13 protein-coding genes, 1 tRNA gene and 1 pseudogene are annotated in these 16708 nt (G+C 64.7%); 7 read left to right on the plus strand and 8 right to left on the minus strand.

Features of this window, described 5'->3' with window-relative positions:
* Positions 1 to 159 precede the first annotated feature (159 nt).
* The 5 genes from EOA29_RS08175 to EOA29_RS08195 form a co-directional block, all read right to left on the minus strand.
* A complete protein-coding gene (locus EOA29_RS08175) occupies positions 160 to 1161 on the minus strand; it encodes an Ldh family oxidoreductase (RefSeq protein ID WP_127220724.1) in 1002 nt (333 codons plus the stop codon).
* A 101-nt stretch (positions 1162 to 1262) separates the two neighbouring features.
* Positions 1263 to 2072 (minus strand): ABC transporter permease, encoded by an 810-nt coding sequence (locus EOA29_RS08180; RefSeq protein ID WP_126090595.1) that lies wholly within the window; start codon positions 2070 to 2072, stop codon positions 1263 to 1265.
* Positions 2072 to 2737, minus strand: coding sequence for an ABC transporter permease subunit (locus EOA29_RS08185; RefSeq protein ID WP_189478845.1), 666 nt, complete (start codon positions 2735 to 2737; stop codon positions 2072 to 2074). The genes EOA29_RS08180 and EOA29_RS08185 overlap by 1 nt, the downstream gene beginning before the upstream one ends.
* Before the next feature lie 205 nt (positions 2738 to 2942).
* Entirely contained in the window at positions 2943 to 3737 is a 795-nt protein-coding gene (locus EOA29_RS08190; RefSeq protein ID WP_126090593.1) for a transporter substrate-binding domain-containing protein, read from the minus strand.
* A gap of 56 nt (positions 3738 to 3793) precedes the next feature.
* Positions 3794 to 4609 (minus strand): ABC transporter ATP-binding protein, encoded by an 816-nt coding sequence (locus tag EOA29_RS08195; RefSeq protein ID WP_126090592.1) that lies wholly within the window; start codon positions 4607 to 4609, stop codon positions 3794 to 3796.
* 212 nt (positions 4610 to 4821) lie between these two features.
* Between EOA29_RS08195 and EOA29_RS08200 the strand changes: the two genes are divergently transcribed.
* From EOA29_RS08200 to EOA29_RS08215, 4 genes are all read left to right on the plus strand, one after another.
* On the plus strand, positions 4822 to 5694 hold the full coding sequence (locus tag EOA29_RS08200) for a dimethylarginine dimethylaminohydrolase family protein (RefSeq protein WP_126090591.1): 873 nt from the start codon (positions 4822 to 4824) through the stop codon (positions 5692 to 5694).
* Positions 5664 to 6335, plus strand: a complete 672-nt coding sequence (locus EOA29_RS08205; protein ID WP_127220726.1) for a TetR family transcriptional regulator C-terminal domain-containing protein — start codon at positions 5664 to 5666, stop codon at positions 6333 to 6335. The genes EOA29_RS08200 and EOA29_RS08205 overlap by 31 nt, the downstream gene beginning before the upstream one ends.
* 153 nt (positions 6336 to 6488) lie before the next feature.
* Positions 6489 to 8069, plus strand: a complete 1581-nt coding sequence (locus tag EOA29_RS08210; RefSeq protein ID WP_126090589.1) for a 5-guanidino-2-oxopentanoate decarboxylase — start codon at positions 6489 to 6491, stop codon at positions 8067 to 8069.
* Between the two features lie 181 nt (positions 8070 to 8250).
* The gene (locus EOA29_RS08215; RefSeq protein WP_126090588.1) at positions 8251 to 8958 is read left to right on the plus strand and encodes an SDR family NAD(P)-dependent oxidoreductase; all 708 of its coding nucleotides are present in this window, start codon (positions 8251 to 8253) and stop codon (positions 8956 to 8958) included.
* A 127-nt stretch (positions 8959 to 9085) separates the two neighbouring features.
* Here EOA29_RS08215 and rpsA read toward each other — a convergent pair whose 3' ends face one another.
* The 3 genes from rpsA to aroA form a co-directional block, all read right to left on the minus strand.
* The gene (gene rpsA, locus EOA29_RS08220; protein ID WP_126090587.1) at positions 9086 to 10783 is read right to left on the minus strand and encodes a 30S ribosomal protein S1; all 1698 of its coding nucleotides are present in this window, start codon (positions 10781 to 10783) and stop codon (positions 9086 to 9088) included.
* A 204-nt stretch (positions 10784 to 10987) separates the two neighbouring features.
* Positions 10988 to 11638, minus strand: coding sequence for a (d)CMP kinase (gene cmk, locus EOA29_RS08225; protein ID WP_126095660.1), 651 nt, complete (start codon positions 11636 to 11638; stop codon positions 10988 to 10990).
* A 260-nt stretch (positions 11639 to 11898) separates the two neighbouring features.
* Positions 11899 to 13257 carry a 3-phosphoshikimate 1-carboxyvinyltransferase gene (gene aroA, locus EOA29_RS08235; protein WP_127220727.1) on the minus strand — a complete coding sequence of 453 codons (1359 nt, stop codon included), beginning with the start codon at positions 13255 to 13257 and terminating at the stop codon, positions 11899 to 11901.
* A gap of 194 nt (positions 13258 to 13451) precedes the next feature.
* Here aroA and EOA29_RS08240 point away from each other — a divergent pair, with 194 nt between their 5' ends.
* The 3 genes and pseudogenes from EOA29_RS08240 to EOA29_RS08255 form a co-directional block, all read left to right on the plus strand.
* Positions 13452 to 13850, plus strand: a complete 399-nt coding sequence (locus EOA29_RS08240; RefSeq protein WP_126090585.1) for a TIGR02300 family protein — start codon at positions 13452 to 13454, stop codon at positions 13848 to 13850.
* Positions 13851 to 14013: 163 nt separating this feature from the next.
* Positions 14014 to 14089 (plus strand) — tRNA-Ala (locus EOA29_RS08245).
* Between the two features lie 1068 nt (positions 14090 to 15157).
* A pseudogene (locus EOA29_RS08255) lies at positions 15158 to 16708 on the plus strand (hypothetical protein); the annotation flags it as partial.

Consider the following 16708-nt stretch of genomic DNA (forward strand, 5'->3'; position numbering starts at 1 on the left):
TGCGACGACCCATCATCGGCACCCCACATCGCAAGCCGCAGAGGGTGGCTGGGTCGCGGCTTGCGATGTGGGGTGCCGATGATGGGTCGTCGCAGGGCGATAAAAGGTTCAACGGGCACGTGAAGAAATGCGCGCGCTATGTCGCCGAGTGTGCCTTGGTCAGGCCGAGTAGCGTTCGGCGAATTCGGAAATGCGCTGCACGACCGCTTTCGGAACGTCGAAGCCGCGCGCCGTCGCCTTTTCCGCGGCCTCGGCGCGGGCGCGGCCGGGGATGTGCACGCCGTAGCGCCGCCGCAGCCGGTCGAGTTGCCCCTTCATGCGCTGTTCGAAGTCCGGGTCGAGCAGCTTGGGCTCGATGGCTAAAACGAAAAGCCCGGTTCCGGGACTGTCCGGCCCGCCGGAGAACCATGGCGCGTCGAGCGACCAATTGGCGCCGGAAATGCCTGCCGCCAGCACCTCGACCATCAAGGCGATGTTGGCGCCGCGCTGACCGCCGAAGGCGAGCATCGCGCCCTTCATCGCCGCCGCCGGATCGGTGGTCGGGTTGCCGCTTGCGTCCAGCGCCCAGCCCTCGGGGATCTTCCTGCCGTCTTCCGCCGCCTTGCGGATGTTGACGAAGGCGGTAGCGCTCGACGACTGGTCGATGACCAAAGGCGGTCCGTCGGCGGCCGGTGCTGCAAAGGACATCGGGTTGGTGCAGTAGACCGGCTTGACCGAGCCTGAGCCTGCGAGCACCGCCGGCCCGTTGGTGGCGGCGAAGGAGACCAGCCCCTGTCCGGCCAGCCGCCCGGTGAAATAGCCGAGCGCGCCGCAGGTATAGGCGTTCTTCTGCGAGAAGATGGCGACGCCGAACAGCTTGGCGGCCTTGGCGAGATCCTCGATCGTGCGGTCGAAGCCGGTATGGGCCAGCCCGCCCCGAGCATCGGAGAGGTAGACGGCCAGCGCCGGCCGGGTGACGACAGGATCGGCATTGCCGTCGATGCGGCCGGCCTCGATCGCTTCCAGATAGTCGATGAAATGCGACAGGCCGACCGACGACAGCCCCTCTGCCTCCGCCGCTATGATCGAGGCGACCAGCGACTGCGTCGCCTCCTCATTGGCGCCGGCGCCGAGCGCCGCCATCCGGCACAGTCCTTTTGCCTGGTCGAGGGTGAGTTGCATCGTGGCCGTCCCGAGTGAGTAGGAAGTGGTCAGTAGTCAGTAGGACAAAACCAGCGAGCAGCCCACCACTCGCTATTCACTATTCACTACTCACTACTCACTTACCCGATCTTGACCGGAATCCGCGCCTCGATCCTGCTGAAGATCAGGACGAGGATGCCGGTGATGGTCATGTAGATCAGCGCCAGCAGCAGCAGCGGTTCGTAGGTCAGGTAGGTGTCCTGCCGCACCTTGGACGAGACGGCGAAGATATCGATGACGCTGATTGTCGCCACCAGCGGCGTCGACTTCAGCTGCAGCACGGTTTCGCCGGTCAGCGTCGGCAGCGCGCGGTAGAAGGCCTGCGGCAACCAGATGCGGCGGAAGATCTTGAAGCGGCTCATGCCGAAGGCGCGGGCCGCTTCCAACTGGCCTTTCGGCACGCCGGCGAAGGCGCCGCGCATCACCTCGCCCTCATAGCCGGCGAAGGACATGGTCAGCGCCACCACGCCATAGGGCCAGGCTTGCCTGAGATATGGCCACATCCAGGACCCGCGGATCCACGGATATTGCGGGAACAGCGAGCCCAGCCCGTAATAGAGCAGCCAGAGCTGCAGGAGCAGCGGCGTGCCGCGGATGATGGTGCAGAAAACCTTGGCCGGCACGGCGAACCAGAACGGCCCGCCGGCCTGCGCCAGCCCGAGCGGCACCGCGAGCAGGAAGCCCAGCGCGCAGGTGACGACGAGGATCCAAAGCGACCGCCAGATGCCGAGCAGCCCCATTTGCCAATATTGCGGCAACCAGTCCCAGCGCATGAAGAAGGCCGCGCAGAAGACCAGCGCCAGGGCGATCAGGATCAGCACGATGCGGTGCGGCTGAAGCCACAGCGAGGCACGGGCCGCGACGTTGATGACGGCGGTCTCTCCAGTCATCAGCGCGCCTCCTTGACGGAAGGCATGCCGCGCCGCGACCATGTCTCGATGCGGCCGATGATCAGGTTGGAGAACAGCGTCAGCGCCAGGTAGAGCACGCCAGCCGCGACAAAGAACAACAGATAGGCCTTGGTGACGCCGGCCGCCTGCCGCGTCGCAAGCGTCAGTTCGAAGAAGCCGACGACGGCAAGCAGCGCTGTGTCCTTGGTGGCGATCAGCCAGAGATTGGCGAGGCCCGGTATGGCGAAGGGCAGCATTGCCGGCAGCGTTATGCGCCTCAGCATCAGGCCGGGCGGCATGCCGTAGGCGCGGGCCGCCTCGATCTGGCCCTGCGGGATGGACAGGATGGCGCCGCGGATGACTTCTGTCGAATAGGCGCCCTGAACGACACCGAGGACGAAGATGCCGGCCGCCAGGCCGCTGATGTCGATGCGCTGATAGCCCATTGCCGCCAGCACCTGGTTGATCAGGTCGGTGCCGGCATAATAGAGCAGCAGGATCAGCACCAGTTCCGGCACGGCACGCACCACGGTCGTATAGATGGCCAGCAGGTCGCGTGCCACCGGCCCGCCATAGAGCTTGCCCCAGGCGCCGCCGGTGCCGATCAGCAGGCCGAGGCAGGTGGCGCCGATGGCGATCTCGATCGAATGCAGGAATCCGACCAGCAAGGTGCCGCCCCAGCCGGGCGCCACGGGCGACAGGAGTTCGAAAATACCGGCCGCCGAGGCCGGAAGAAAGGCGTCGATCAGCTTCGCCCCCGAATTGCTGGCTTCGTCGCTGGCCGTAGCGGCCAGCGGCAAGCGCGCGTTGAAGATTGGGCTTAGGGGCACGGCAGTGACGCCATGCCCCTAACTCATGGGCGAGAAGTCGTCAGTTCGACTGCGTGGCGCCGCCGTAGATGTCGAAGTCGAAGTATTTCTTCGAGATCTCGTCATACTTGCCGTTGGCGCGGATCGCCTTGATGCCGGCGTTGACCTTTTCCTTCAGATCGGTGTCTTCCTTGCGCACGCCGGCGCCGACGCCCGGCCCGAGCACTTCGTCGTCCGGAGCGACCATGCCCTTGAGATCGCAGCAGGCCTTGCCCTGATCGGTCTTGAGGAATTCGCCAAGCGCGATGGAGTCGGCCTGCACCGCATCGAGACGGCCGGCGGCAAGATCATTGTTGGCTTCGTCCTGGGTCTGGTATTCCTTGATCTCCTGCGCTCCGGTGAAGTGCTTCTTGGCGTAGACGGCATGCACCGTCGACACCTGGACGCCGATCACCTTGCCCTTGAGGTCATCCGGCGTGGCGCCGAACTTCTGGTCCTTCGGCCCGATGATCGCCGTCGGCGTGTTGTAATACTTGTCCGAGAAGTCGATCGTTTTCTTGCGCTCGTCGGTGATCGACATCGAGGAGACGATGAGGTCGATCTTCTTGGTGGTCAGCGCCGGAATGATGCCGTCCCAGGCAACGGGCGTGATGACGCAGTCGAGCTTCTCCTCGGCGCAGACGGCGTCGATGAATTCGATCTCCCAGCCGACCCACTTGCCCGTCGCATCCGGCGAGGTGAAGGGCGGATAAGGCTCGGCGGCGACGCCGATCTTGACCTGATCGGCCTTGGCCGCGCCCATCGCAGCGACGCCGAAGAGCAGCGCCGCGGCGAAGGTCTTGAGAACAGTCTTCATTTCAGGACTCCCAGTTTGTTGTTGTTCCCGGTTTTTCGCCCCGCTTGACGCCGGCCCTAGCCGACGTTGCGGAGGAATTGCTTGAGCCTTTCGGATTTGGGCGCGCCGAACAATTGTTCCGGCGGGCCTTCCTCCTCGACCAGCCCGTTGTAGAGGTAGACGACATGCGTCGCGACCTCGCGGGCGAACTTCATTTCATGCGTCACCAGCACCATGGTGCGCCCCTCGCGCGCCAGGTCGCCGATCACCTTCAGCACCTCGCCGACCAGCTCCGGATCGAGCGCCGAGGTCGGTTCGTCGAACAGCATGACGCGCGGATTGATCGCCAGCGCGCGCGCGATCGCGGCGCGCTGCTGCTGGCCGCCCGAGAGGAACGCTGGATACACGTCGCGCTTCTCCGCCAGCCCGACGCGGGCAAGCAGCTTCTCGGCCTGGGCGATCGCCTCGTCGCGCTTGACGCCGAGCACATGCACCGGAACCTCGATGACGTTCTCGATCAGCGTCATGTGGCTCCACAGGTTGAAATTCTGGAACACCATGCCGAGCCGGGAGCGGATGCGCTCGATCTGCTTGCGGTCGGCCGGAACCGTGTGGCCGTGGCTGTCGGCCTTGAGCTTGATCTCCTCGCCGTTGACGCGAATGATGCCGCTGGTCGGGTTTTCCAGGCAGTTGATGCAGCGCAGCAGTGTCGACTTGCCCGAACCCGAGCCGCCGATGATGGCGATCACCTCGCCGTCGCGCGCCGACAGCGAAACGCCCTTCAGGACGTGCAGCTGGCCGAATTTCTTGTGCAGGTTCTCGACATGGATGGCTTCGGCGGCGCCGGTTTGCGCCTCGCCGGATGGGACTGCGGCAGCCTCCACCGCGCTCAACGGGTGACCTCTAATTGGTCGAAGGCAGTTCGTCGAACGTCCATCCGGCTAATCAACATACCGCTGTTACTGCCCGCTCAAGACTTCAGCATGGACCCGACAGCGCGAGCCCGTCAATCCCGCTCATTACGGCACTTGCGGCCTTGTTATGCAAGTGTATAAATAGCCTTTCATGAAATTTTCTCGGTTTTTTTCAGCATAAAAGGGCATCGATGAGCGCTTTCGGATCACAGTCCATGGCGGCGCCGCTGCGGCGCGTGCTGATGCGGTCGGCGGCCAACGCCATGCGCGACGCCGATAGAGCTCAATGGCACTATGGCCCGGGGTTCAACCCGGCGAGAGCTGCCTCGCAGCACGCGGTTCTTGCTGAGCTGGTGGCGGCTTCCGGCGCCGAAATCGAATGGATCGAGGACAGGGCCGACGGCCTTTCGGATTCGGTGTTCACGCACGATCCATCGCTGATGACCGACCGCGGCGCGCTGATCCTGTCCATGGGCAAGCCATTGCGCGCCGGGGAGCCGTCGCTGCATGAGGAAACCTACAGAAGACTGGGCATTCCGATCCTCGGCCGCGTCGAGGCTCCTGGCCAGGTCGAAGGCGGTGATTGTGTATGGGTGGATGCCCGCACGCTGGCGATTGGGCGCGGTGTCCGCTCCAACCAGCAAGGCATCCAGCAGGTTTCCAACCTGCTGACGCCGCTGGGCATTTCCGTCTACGGCTTCGATCTGCCGCTGTGGCAGGGCGAAGAGGCGTGCCTGCATCTGATGTCGGTGATCAGCCCGCTGGCCGACGATCTCGCGCTGGTCCATTCACCGCTTCTGCCGGCCCCCTTCTATCAGATGCTGAAGGCGCGGGGCGTCCGGCTGGTCGAAGGCGACGCCGGAGAGTTCGCCGCTTCCAACGGGCTCAGCCTGAACGTGCTGCCGACCAGCCCGCTCAAGGTCATTGCCGTCGCAGGCTTTCCCAGGACCAAAGCCGCGATGGAAGCTGCCGGCTGCGCGGTTGAGATATTCGAGGCGGATGCGCTCTGCATCGCCTGCGAAGGCGGGCCGACATGCCTGACGCGGCCGATCCTGCGCCAATGAATGCGCGCCGTAAGTTCCGTCGCGAGGGCGAGGAGCGGCGCCGGCAGGATTTGATCGAAGCGACTCTGAACAGCGTGGCCGAATATGGCCTGCAGGGCGCCACCTTGCGCACCATCGCATTGCGTGCCGGGGTCACCGCCGGGCTGATCCGGCACTATTTTCCCGGCAAGGAGGAATTGCTGCAGGAAGCCTATACGGCGCTGGTCGGCCGCATGACCGAGCAGGCGAAAGCAGCATTGGTCATGGAAGATGCCTCGCCGCGCCAACGCCTTGCGGCTTTCGTCACCGCCAACCTCAACGCGCCGATCATCGACGCGCGGGTGTTTTCGCTCTGGGCAACCTTCATCGGCCGCGCCAATGCGGATCCGACCTTGGCCCATGCCCACCGCGAGGGCTATCTTGGCTTTCGCAACGAGGTGGAAGCGGTTGTGGCCGAAGTGCTCGCCGCCGAACGGCGCAAGCCGGACGCAAATGAGCTACGCCACCACGCCATCGCGATCAATGCAATCATCGACGGGCTCTGGATCGAAGGCTGCCTGGCCGGCGAGATGTTCTCGCCCGGCGAATTGGCGGCGATCGGCATCAAGGCCGTCGAGGCCGAACTCGGCCTCGCGCCACTGAAGCATGATCCCGAAAAGTAGGAACCGGTTTTCGGAGAAAGATCATGCTCCAACAAAGAATTAGATCGGGATGGCGGTTTCAACGAAACGCCATCACGGTCTAGAGCAATTCCAGGAAAAGTGAGAAGCGGTTTTCCGTCCGGAATTGCGTAAGAAACAAAGGGAAGAAGACCAATGACAACCGTCGGCGAAGCGCTCATCACCTTGCTCGAGGCGCATGGCGTCGACACCGTCTTCGGCATTCCGGGCGTGCACACCGTCGAGCTTTATCGCGGCCTGGCGCGCTCGAAGATCCGTCATGTCACGCCGCGCCACGAGCAGGGCGCCGGCTTCATGGCCGACGGCTATGCGCGCGCCAGCGGCCGGCCGGGCGTCGCCTTCGTCATCACCGGGCCGGGTCTCACCAACACCATCACCGCCATGGGCCAGGCGCGCGCCGATTCGGTGCCGATGCTGGTGATCTCCGGCGTCAACGCCACCGATACGCTTGGCAAGGGCCTCGGCTTCCTGCACGAACTGCCCGACCAGCGCGGCATGATGGAGAAGGTGGCGCTGTTCTCTGAGCGCGTCACCGAGGCCAAGGAGCTGCCCGGCGCGCTCGCCCGCGCCTTCGCCGTTTTCTCCTCGTCGCGTCCGGGTCCGGTCCATATCGAGATCCCGACCGATGTCATGGTCAAGCCCGCCGGGGGGCTCGCGCCGGTGCTGAGCAACACCGCGCCGCCCGCCCCGGCGGCTTCGGTGGTGGCCGAGGCAGCGAGGTTGATCAGGGCGGCTCGCCGGCCGCTGATCCTCGCCGGTGGCGGCGCGAAGCAGGCCGATGCCGCGCTGACGCGCTTCGCCGAAGTGCTGGGCGCGCCGGTCGTCGAGACCGCCAATGCGCGCGGCCTGCTGCATGGCCATCCGCTCTGCGTGCCGGCAAGCCCGAGCCTGAAGGCGGTGCGCGCGCTGATGGCGGACGCCGATCTGGTGATAGCCGCCGGCACCGAATTCGGCCCGACCGACTATGACGGCTATGCCGACGGCGGCTTCGTGCTGCCGCCGAACCTCATCCGCATCGACATCGGCGCCGACCAGATCGCGCGCCGCCCGGTCACCGTCGCGATCCAGGCCGATTGCGCCGAAGCGCTCAATGCGCTGCTGGCTGAGCTGGGCCCCACCCATGTCGCCGCGCAAGACGGCGCTGCCCGCGCGGCCGCGGCGAGAGAGGCGGCGCTGGCCGAGCTGAGGCCTGAATATGTGGCGCAGATGCGCGCCGTGGAGGTTATCCGCGACGCGCTGCCGGGCGCGATCATCGTCGGCGACTCGACCCAGCCGATCTATGCCGCCAACCTCTATTACGACCACGACCGTCCGGCCGGCTGGTTCAACGCCGCGACCGGCTTCGGCGCGTTGGGTTACGGCCCGCCGGCGGCGATCGGCGCCGCCCTTGCCGTGCCCGAGGCGCCCGTCATTTGCCTCACCGGCGACGGCGGCTTCCAGTTCACCTTGCCGGAGCTGGGCGCCGCGCTCGACGCCGCCGCCCCGGTGATCTTCGTCGTCTGGAACAATCGCGGCTATCGCGAGATCGAGACCTCCATGCTCGATGTCGGCGTCGAGCCGGTCGGCGTGTCGCCGGCGCCGCCGGATTTCTGCAAGCTCGCCGAGGCCTATGGCATGGAGGCCGAGCGGCTGGCCGGGGTCGGCGGCCTCGCCGAGGCGCTGAAGCGCGCGCGCGCGGTGGGCAAGCCGCGCGTCATCGAAATCACGATCGATTGAAAGCTTGGCGCTTGCGCGTGAAGGCTTTGGCGTCTGCGGACATTTGCCGGCCGCGGCGGCCCGACGCATGCAAAGAAGGGACGCAGCCATGTCGATATTTCAATTGAGTGACAGTGCGAAAGGCGCAACGTTCGACGCTGGGGCGGCATAACCATAAGAATACGACAGGAGCAGTCGAAATATGACGGAAACGCTTAACGGCAGGCATGTCGTGGTGACGGGCGGCACTGGGGCGCTCGGCGGCGCGGTTGTCGGCAGATTGCTGGAGCAGGGCGCGATCTGCCATGTGCCCAATGCCCATGCCGCGGCTCCGCCGCACTTTCCTTATGCGGCCCACGCCAGTGTCCACCTGGCGCACAATGTCGACCTCTCGGACTCCGCCAAGGTCGAGGCCTTCTACCATCAGGTTCCGGAGCTTTGGGCTTCGATCCACCTCGCCGGCGGTTTCACCATGGCGCCGGTGGAGAAGATCGAATCGGCGTCCTTCGCCGAGATGATGGATACCAACGTCCGCACGACCTTCCTGTGCAGCCGCGCCGCGGTGCGCACTATGCTGACGTCGGGCACCGTCGGCCGTATCGTCAACGTCACCGCGCGCGCCGGGATCGATCCCAGGCGCGGATCCGGCATGGTCGCCTATGCGGCGAGCAAGGCGGCGGTTGCCGCGATGACGCAGGCGATGGCCGAAGAGCTGAAGCACAAGGGCATCCTCGTCAACGCCGTGGCGCCCTCGACGCTCGACACGCCGGCCAACCGCGCCGACATGCCGGACGCCGATTTCACCAAATGGGTCAGCCTGGAGGCAGCCGCCGAAGCGATCGCCTATCTCGCCTCGCCCGCCAACCAGGCGATGAGCGGCACGCTGGTGCCGCTTTACGGCCGGGCCTGACACAAGGATCATCGGACAACGAAAAAACCCCGCCGGAGCGATCCGGCGGGGTTTTGGCATTTCCGTAAGGCGAAGGGGCTTACGCAATTCCGGACGGAAAACCGCTACGCAGTTTTCCTGGAATGCTCTAGTTGCCCTGCTTCTTCAGCGCCGCGCCCAGGATGTCGCCCAGCGAAGCGCCGGAGTCGGTCGAGCCGTACTGGGCGACCGCTTCCTTCTCCTCGGCGATTTCCAGCGCCTTGATCGAGACCTGCAGCTTGCGGGTCTTCTTGTCGAAGGCGATGACGCGGGCATCGACCTTCTGGCCGACGGTGAAGCGCTCGGGGCGCTGCTCGTCGCGGTCGCGCGAAAGGTCCGAACGCTTGATGAAGGTCTCGAGGCCGCTGTCGACCAGCCGCACTTCCAGACCGCCATCCTTCACCGCGATGACCTCGCAGGTGACGACGGCGTTCTTGCGCAGCTCGCCGCTGCTCGCCGCCTCGCCGACCGTGTCGCGGGCCAGCTGCTTGATGCCGAGCGAGATGCGCTCCTTCTCGATGTCGACGTCGAGCACCTGCGCCTTGACCATGTCGCCGCGATTGTACTCTTCGATGACCTGCTCGCCCGGACGGGTCCAGTCGAGGTCGGAGAGGTGGACCATGCCGTCCACGTCGCCTTCCAGGCCGATGAACAGGCCGAACTCGGTCTTGTTCTTGACCTCGCCCTCGACCTGGCTGCCGACCGGATGGCTACGCGCGAAGGCTTCCCACGGGTTCTCCAGCGTCTGCTTGAGACCGAGCGAGATGCGGCGCTTGGCCGGATCGACCTCGAGCACCACCACGTCGACTTCCTGCGTCGTCGACAGGATCTTGCCGGGGTGCACGTTCTTCTTCGTCCACGACATTTCCGAAACGTGGATGAGGCCCTCGATGCCCGGCTCCAGCTCGACGAACGCGCCGTAGTCGGTGATGTTGGTGACAGTGCCCTTGATCTTCTTGCCGATCGGGAACTTGGTGCCGATATCCGACCACGGATCGCTCTCGAGCTGCTTCATGCCGAGCGAGATGCGGTGGGTTTCCTGGTTGATGCGGATGATCTGCACCTTGACCGTCTGGCCGATGTTGAGGATCTCGGTCGGATGGTTGACGCGGCGCCATGCCATGTCGGTGACATGCAGCAGGCCGTCGATGCCGCCGAGGTCGACGAACGCACCGTAGTCGGTGATGTTCTTGACCACGCCTTCGACCACCTGGCCTTCCTCGAGGTTCTGCACGATCTCCGAACGCTGTTCGGCGCGGCTCTCCTCGAGCACGGTGCGGCGCGACACCACGATGTTGCCGCGGCGGCGATCCATCTTGAGGATCTCGAAGGGCTGCGGGTTGTGCATCAGCGGCGAGACGTCGCGGATCGGACGGATGTCGACCTGGCTGCGCGGCAGGAACGCCACGGCGCCGTCGAGATCGACGGTGAAGCCGCCCTTGACCTGGTTGAAGATGACGCCTTCGACGCGCTCACCCTTGGTGAACTTCTCCTCGAGGCGCACCCAGCTCTCTTCGCGGCGAGCCTTCTCGCGCGACAGCATGGCTTCGCCAAGCGCGTTCTCGATGCGCTCGACATAGACTTCGACGGTGTCGCCGACCTTGAGGGAGGAGTCCTTGCCCTTGGCGCCGAATTCCTTCAGCGGCACGCGGCCTTCGACCTTGAGGCCGACATCGATGATGGCCATGTCCTTTTCGATCGCGGTGATCGTGCCCCGGACAACCTGGCCCTCGCCGGAATGGCCGGCGGTGAATGATTCTTCGAGCATGCTCGCGAAATCGTCGCGAGTGGGATTAGCAGCTGACATTGTTTCTCCTGGAATGCTCCGCAGCTTCAGCGAAGCGGGCGCCGTGGGTTAGCGTTGCGTGAGCCTGCCGGCGTTCCGGGCTGAAGAGCCCTTGGCCGCTTTGAGCGGCAAGTCCGGCGCATGAAGAATGCTGGCAGGCTGGTTCGTGCCCGATATGGGTATTTTCATCGCCTCCGGCAACGGAAGCACGAGGGAAAACCCGGATCAGGCCTTGTTTCTCTTGGCCAGGACGTCGTCAACGATCGCCATCGCCGCCAGAAACGCGGCTTCTATAGCCATTTCGCTGGTATCAAGCAAGTGCGCGTCTCCCGCCGGCTTGAGCGGCGAGTCGGCTCTGCCCATGTCGCGCTCGTCGCGGCGCTCGATGTCGGCGAGGATGGTGGCGAAATCGGCGCTGCCGCCCATGCTCTCGATTTCGGCCAGCCGGCGCTTAGCCCGCACCGCAGCACTTGCCGTCACATAGAGCTTGATGTCGGCGTCCGGGCACACGACGGTGCCGATGTCGCGGCCGTCGAGCACCGCGCCCGGCGGCGCCTTGGCGAACGCGCGCTGCTTCTCGACCAGGATGCGCCGGACGGTTGGAATGACCGCGACCTTGGAGGCTGCTTCGCCCACCGCATGCGCGGAAAGCACTGTGCGGTCGAGGTTCGACAGGTTCACCTGGCGCGCCGCGGTTTCGGCCGCCGAGACATTGTCGAGCGGCAGGCCGAGCTCAAGCAGCTTGTGCGCGACCGCGCGATAGGTGAGGCCGGTATCGAGCAGGTTCAACCGGTAATGGTCGGAGAGTCGGCGGGCGAGGGTGCCCTTGCCGGCGCCTGCGGGGCCGTCGATGGCGATGGTAAAGGTGTGGGTCATGGGCGGGGCGACGCAACCGAAGGGCGCGATGAGCAAGACAAGCGCCGAGTTCCTTCACACCCCCCTCTGTCCTGCCGGACATCTCCCCCGCAAGGGGGGAGATTGGCAGTTCCGATGCCGGCGCCTTCCGTCCAGCGCCGGAGATTGGCGAAAGCCTGCGCGACATCTGATCTCCCCCCTTGCGGGGGAGATGTCCGGTAGGACAGAGGGGGGTGCTGTCCCGCCAACATCTCAGTTCGGCTCCAATCCATCCATCGCCCCTACTCGATCTCCGCGCCCAGTCCCTTCATCAGCCCCATGAACTCCGGGAAGCTCGTCGCGATCATGTTGGCGTCGTCGATGGTCACCGGCTTTTCCGTCGCCAGCCCCATGATCAGGAAGCTCATGGCGATGCGGTGGTCGAGATGCGTCTTCACCGCCGTGTCCTGGCCGTTGGGGTGAGCGCCAAGTCCCTTGCCGCCGGGCTTGCCGCGCACCGCGAGCGAGGCTTCGCCCTCGGTGCAGTCGACGCCGTTGAGCTTGAGGCCATTGGCCACCGCCGCCAGCCGGTCGGATTCCTTGACCCGAAGTTCCTCCAGCCCCTGCATCAGCGTCTCGCCTTCGGCGAAGCTCGCGGCGACGGCCAGCACGGGATATTCGTCGATCATCGACGGCGCCCGCTCCGGCGGCACCACGACGCCTTTCAACTCCGACGAGCGCACGCGCAGGTCCGCGACGTCCTCGCCGCCGGCATTGCGCGGGTTGAGGATGTCGATGCGGCCGCCCATCTCCTGCAGCGTCAGAAGCAGGCCGGTGCGGGTCGGATTCATCAGCACGTTCTCGATTATAATGTCCGAGCCCGGCACGATGAGCGCGGCCACCAGCGGGAAGCCGGCCGAGGACGGGTCGACGGGCACGGCGATGGTCTGCCCGGTGAGCTTGCCCTGGCCCTCGATGAAGATGTGGCGCACGCCGCGCTCGTCGGTCTCGACGGTGAGGTTCGCGCCGAAGCCTTTCAGCATCTTTTCGGTGTGGTCACGCGTCATCACCGGCTCGATCACGGTGGTGATGCCCGGCGTGTTGAGGCCGGCAAGCAGCACCGCCGACTTCACCTGGGCCGAGGCCATCGGCACGCGATAGGTGATGGGCGCGGCGTGTTTCGGGCCGTGCAGCGTGATCGGCATGCGGTCGCCGGGCGCTGCTTTCAGCACCTGCACGCCCATCTGGCGCAGCGGCTCCAGCACCCGGCCCATCGGCCGGCCGGAGAGCGATGCGTCGCCGATGAAGGTCGTCTCCATGTCGTAGGTGCCGACCAGGCCCATGGTCAGCCGCGAGCCGGTGCCGGCATTGCCGAAATCGAGCGGACCTTCGGGCTCGAGCAGCGCGCCGTTGCCGGTGCCGCGGATCACCCATTCGGCGCCCTTCCTTTCGATATGCGCGCCCATTGCCTTCATGGCGGCGCCCGTGCGCATCACGTCCTCGCCTTCGAGCAGGCCGGTGATGCGCGTCTCGCCGGAGGCAAGGCCGCCGAACATGAAGGAGCGGTGCGAGATCGACTTGTCGCCCGGCACCCGCGCCACGCCGGTTAGCGCTGGGGATTTGCGGGCCGTGGCCGGCTTCGGGGCGGCGGAATGAGACATCTTGTCGTCCAAATGAAATGCCGGCCGGGCCGGCTCGGTTCGTCACGTTGCGGCGGTCTCGTATCACGGCGCGCGGCAATGGTCATCCCCTCGCGCAGGCCTTTGAAAAGCACGTTCTCAGGACATGTCTTTTGGCTTTGACAGCGCTGAAAACTGCGGTTATGGGGACCCTTCTTTTTTTGACGAGGCTTGCCGTGGCAAAACCTGAACTTGGCACAAAGCGTGTCGACCCGGAAACGGGCCGGAAATTCTACGACCTGAACAAGGATCCGATCGTCTCGCCCTATACCGGCAAGAGCTATCCGCGCTCCTATTTCGATGAAGGCAAGATTTCCGCCATCGAGGAGGACGAGGAGGTCGCCGACAAGGAAACTGAGGCCGACGAGGAAGAAGGCGCCGAAGTCGTCTCGCTGGAAGATGCGGACGAAGAGACCAAGGGCGGCGGCGGCGATCTGCCCGATCTCGGCGACGACGAGGATGATGATGTCGATCTCGGCGACGATGACGACGACACCTTCCTTGCCGACGAAGAGGAAGAGGACGACGACGTCTCCGATATGATCGGCGTTGGCGACGACGAGGACGAGGTCTGATTTGATCGTTTGCCGGCCATTTTGGCCTGTGACGAAAAAGCGGCTTTTCAAGGCTTGATCTTGACCGAAGGCGGCGCTAGAAGCCGCCAGCACTAAACGACGGCGCGGTTCCCAGCCGCGCCGGATCTCTTCGCCGGAAACGGCGCCGGCTGACTGCCGGAGTGGGGCCATAGCTCAGTTGGGAGAGCGCTTGAATGGCATTCAAGAGGTCGTCGGTTCGATTCCGATTGGCTCCACCAAACAGTCCTTTCTAACAATGCACGAAAATAGTTGCGCCCTTTCCAAGGTTTAGCTGCGCATTCCGCAACGCCTGGACGAGAGACTTAAAGCGCGTCGCCTGATCTGTTTCGTCGCGACGCGCTTTTAGTGCCGCTGCGTACTCGGCATTTTCCCTGACACGTCGAAGATCGCGGGTCGAAGCTAGTCTCACATGAAGTTTCTTCAAGTGTAAGGTGAAAAGCTCCGGCTTGACGCCTCCTGAGACTCGATGCGATATCTCATTGAAGCTCCGGGGGGACTTACATGAATCTATTCGGAAATTCTAAAATAAGATTGGAGAAGAGTTCGGTTATTGCAAGTAACTTGCTCCGCTCTTCTACATCCTTGATTGCAGTCGCTGCGGGCATATGGGTCAGCCAGGCCCGGGCCGAGACAATCACCATTTCGACCGCAAGTACCGTCCCGGTGTCGTCCGTCGTAGGCCCGACGGGAACCATCAACGTGACGCAGACAGGTTCCGTCACAACGCAGTCGGGAGGCAATCACGCCATTCAACCCTACATGTCTCCCGGGCTGGGCGCGTGGACGGTCAATGTCGATGGTTCCGTCAAGGTCCTTGACGCGGACAATGAGGTTTACGGCATCTGGCTGCGCGCGGGCGGAACCGTCAATGTGAGTTCGACCGGCAAGGTCGAAGGCTCACGCAAGGGCGTCGTGATCGAAGGCGGCGCTGCAAACGTCCAGAACGACGGGCTGATCGCGGGCAGTCGGATTGCCGTGCACGTTCTTGCCGGGGGCACAGTCGAAAACCGGAACTCCATGCTGGGGGGCGTCGTCTTTGCGACCTCGGCCACGCCCGGAAGCTTCATCAACAAAGCCAATGTTTCAAGCAACGGCGGCGGCTATGGCGTCATCATGAACGCTGGCGGATCGCTCGACAATTCCGGAACCGTCGCGTTTACGAACATCGGCCAGGGATTCTGGAGCCACGGGAACATCACCTTCACCAACAGCGGCACCTACACCGCCAAGGGTGACAATTCGTTCTCCACCCCCATCTATGCGGTGCTGCTGCAAAACGGCAACCCGTGGCAGACAATTCGGGGACCATCGAGGGACGCGATGTCGGCCTGTTCGTTTCGCAGGGAACCGCCGACGTCACCAATTCAGGCACGATCACGGCAACGAACGTGCATGCCGTCGCGCTGCAGACCACCGGTGCGGCATCCTTCAAGCAGACGGCAGGCGCGCTCAATGGCGGCACGCACGGCCTGTCCGTCGTGACATCGGGAGACACGACCGTTTCCATCAGCGGCGGCTCCGTCACCGGCGGACTTTCGAGCGCGAACGGTATCGGCGTCCGCTTCGGCGGCAGCGGCAAGACGCAGATGAGCGTGGCGAATGCGTCCATCACCGGAGCGGCGGCGGCGATCCAGGGCGGGACGGGATCGTTCGACCTGTCCCTCCTTCAGGGAAGCATCATCAGCGGCGATGTGAAGCTCGGTTCGGGGAACTCGAGCCTCAAGCTGGAAACCGGCGCGTCCGTCGAAGGCAATATCGATGCCGAGGCCGGAACCAATACGCTGCTGCTGACAGGTTCGGGCAGCGGCAGCTTCCAGGGAAACTTCCTGAATTTTGCGTCAGCGCAGGTTGATGCCGCCGGCGGAAAGTGGGTCCTCGGCGGTGACGCCACCTTTGTCGACGGAATGGAAGTGGTCGGTGGGTCGCTTGCCGTCAACGGCAACCTGACCGGCAATGTGACTGTGAGGACGGGCGCCAGGCTGGGCGGCACGGGGACAGTCGGGGCGACGACGATCGATACCGGCGGCGTGCATGCGCCCGGAAATTCGATCGGCACGCAGACCGTTGCCGGAAACTACGCCAACCATGGTGCTCTGCAGATCGAGGCGACACCCGAGGCGGCCGACCAGGTCAAGGTCTCCGGCACAGTCGACATCGCCGGCGCCACCCTCGACCTGCTTATGTCGCCAAATGCGGCGTCCAGCTGGAATATCTCCAACGGACCCTTCGTCATCATCGACAACGACAATACGGATGCGGTGGCCGGCGTGTTCGGCGCCGTCAACAGGAACCTCCTGTTCCTGGACGAGAAGCTCGACTATGCGGGAGGCGATGGGAACGACGTGACGCTGGAACTCGTGCGCAACGACATCGGCTTCGCTGAGGTCGGCATCACGCCCAACCAGCGGGCGGTCGCGGGCGCCATCGACGGCGCCGGGCCTGGCAATCCGCTCTGGAGCGCCATTGCCCTGCAAGGTGATGCCGAGGCGACCCGCGCCGCCTTCGACCAGTTGAGCGGCGAGATACATGCTTCGGCGAAAACAGCGCTGGTCGACGACACGCGCCTCGTTCTCGACGTGATCAACGAGCGGCTGCGCGCGGCCTTCTCCGGAACAGGCGCCACCGCTTCGTTGCCCGTGATGGCCTTCGCCGAGGACGGACCGGAACTTGCTCCCGCCACGACCGATCGCTTTGCCGCCTGGAGCACCGCCATCGGGTCATGGGGCCGCGGGGAGGCAGACGGCATTGCGACGCTCAAGCGCTCCGCCGGCGGGGTCGTGGTCGGCGTCGACGGTTCTGCCTTCGAAGCATGGCGCGTCGGTGCGATAGCCGGATAC

This window comes from Mesorhizobium sp. M1E.F.Ca.ET.063.01.1.1, assembly GCF_003998155.1.
Lineage (GTDB): Bacteria > Pseudomonadota > Alphaproteobacteria > Rhizobiales > Rhizobiaceae > Mesorhizobium.

Excerpts from the sequence above, each read along its gene's own strand:
- EOA29_RS08175 (WP_127220724.1), bottom strand. The coding sequence starts at position 1,161 with ATGCAACTCACCCTCGACCAGGCAAAAGGACTGTGCCGGATGGCGGCG.
- EOA29_RS08180 (WP_126090595.1), bottom strand. The coding sequence starts at position 2,072 with ATGACTGGAGAGACCGCCGTCATCAACGTCGCGGCCCGTGCCTCGCTG.
- EOA29_RS08190 (WP_126090593.1), bottom strand. The coding sequence starts at position 3,737 with ATGAAGACTGTTCTCAAGACCTTCGCCGCGGCGCTGCTCTTCGGCGTC.
- EOA29_RS08200 (WP_126090591.1), top strand. The coding sequence starts at position 4,822 with ATGAGCGCTTTCGGATCACAGTCCATGGCGGCGCCGCTGCGGCGCGTG.
- EOA29_RS08205 (WP_127220726.1), top strand. The coding sequence starts at position 5,664 with ATGCCTGACGCGGCCGATCCTGCGCCAATGAATGCGCGCCGTAAGTTC.
- EOA29_RS08210 (WP_126090589.1), top strand. The coding sequence starts at position 6,489 with ATGACAACCGTCGGCGAAGCGCTCATCACCTTGCTCGAGGCGCATGGC.
- EOA29_RS08215 (WP_126090588.1), top strand. The coding sequence starts at position 8,251 with ATGACGGAAACGCTTAACGGCAGGCATGTCGTGGTGACGGGCGGCACT.
- rpsA (WP_126090587.1), bottom strand. The coding sequence starts at position 10,783 with ATGTCAGCTGCTAATCCCACTCGCGACGATTTCGCGAGCATGCTCGAA.
- cmk (WP_126095660.1), bottom strand. The coding sequence starts at position 11,638 with ATGACCCACACCTTTACCATCGCCATCGACGGCCCCGCAGGCGCCGGC.
- aroA (WP_127220727.1), bottom strand. The coding sequence starts at position 13,257 with ATGTCTCATTCCGCCGCCCCGAAGCCGGCCACGGCCCGCAAATCCCCA.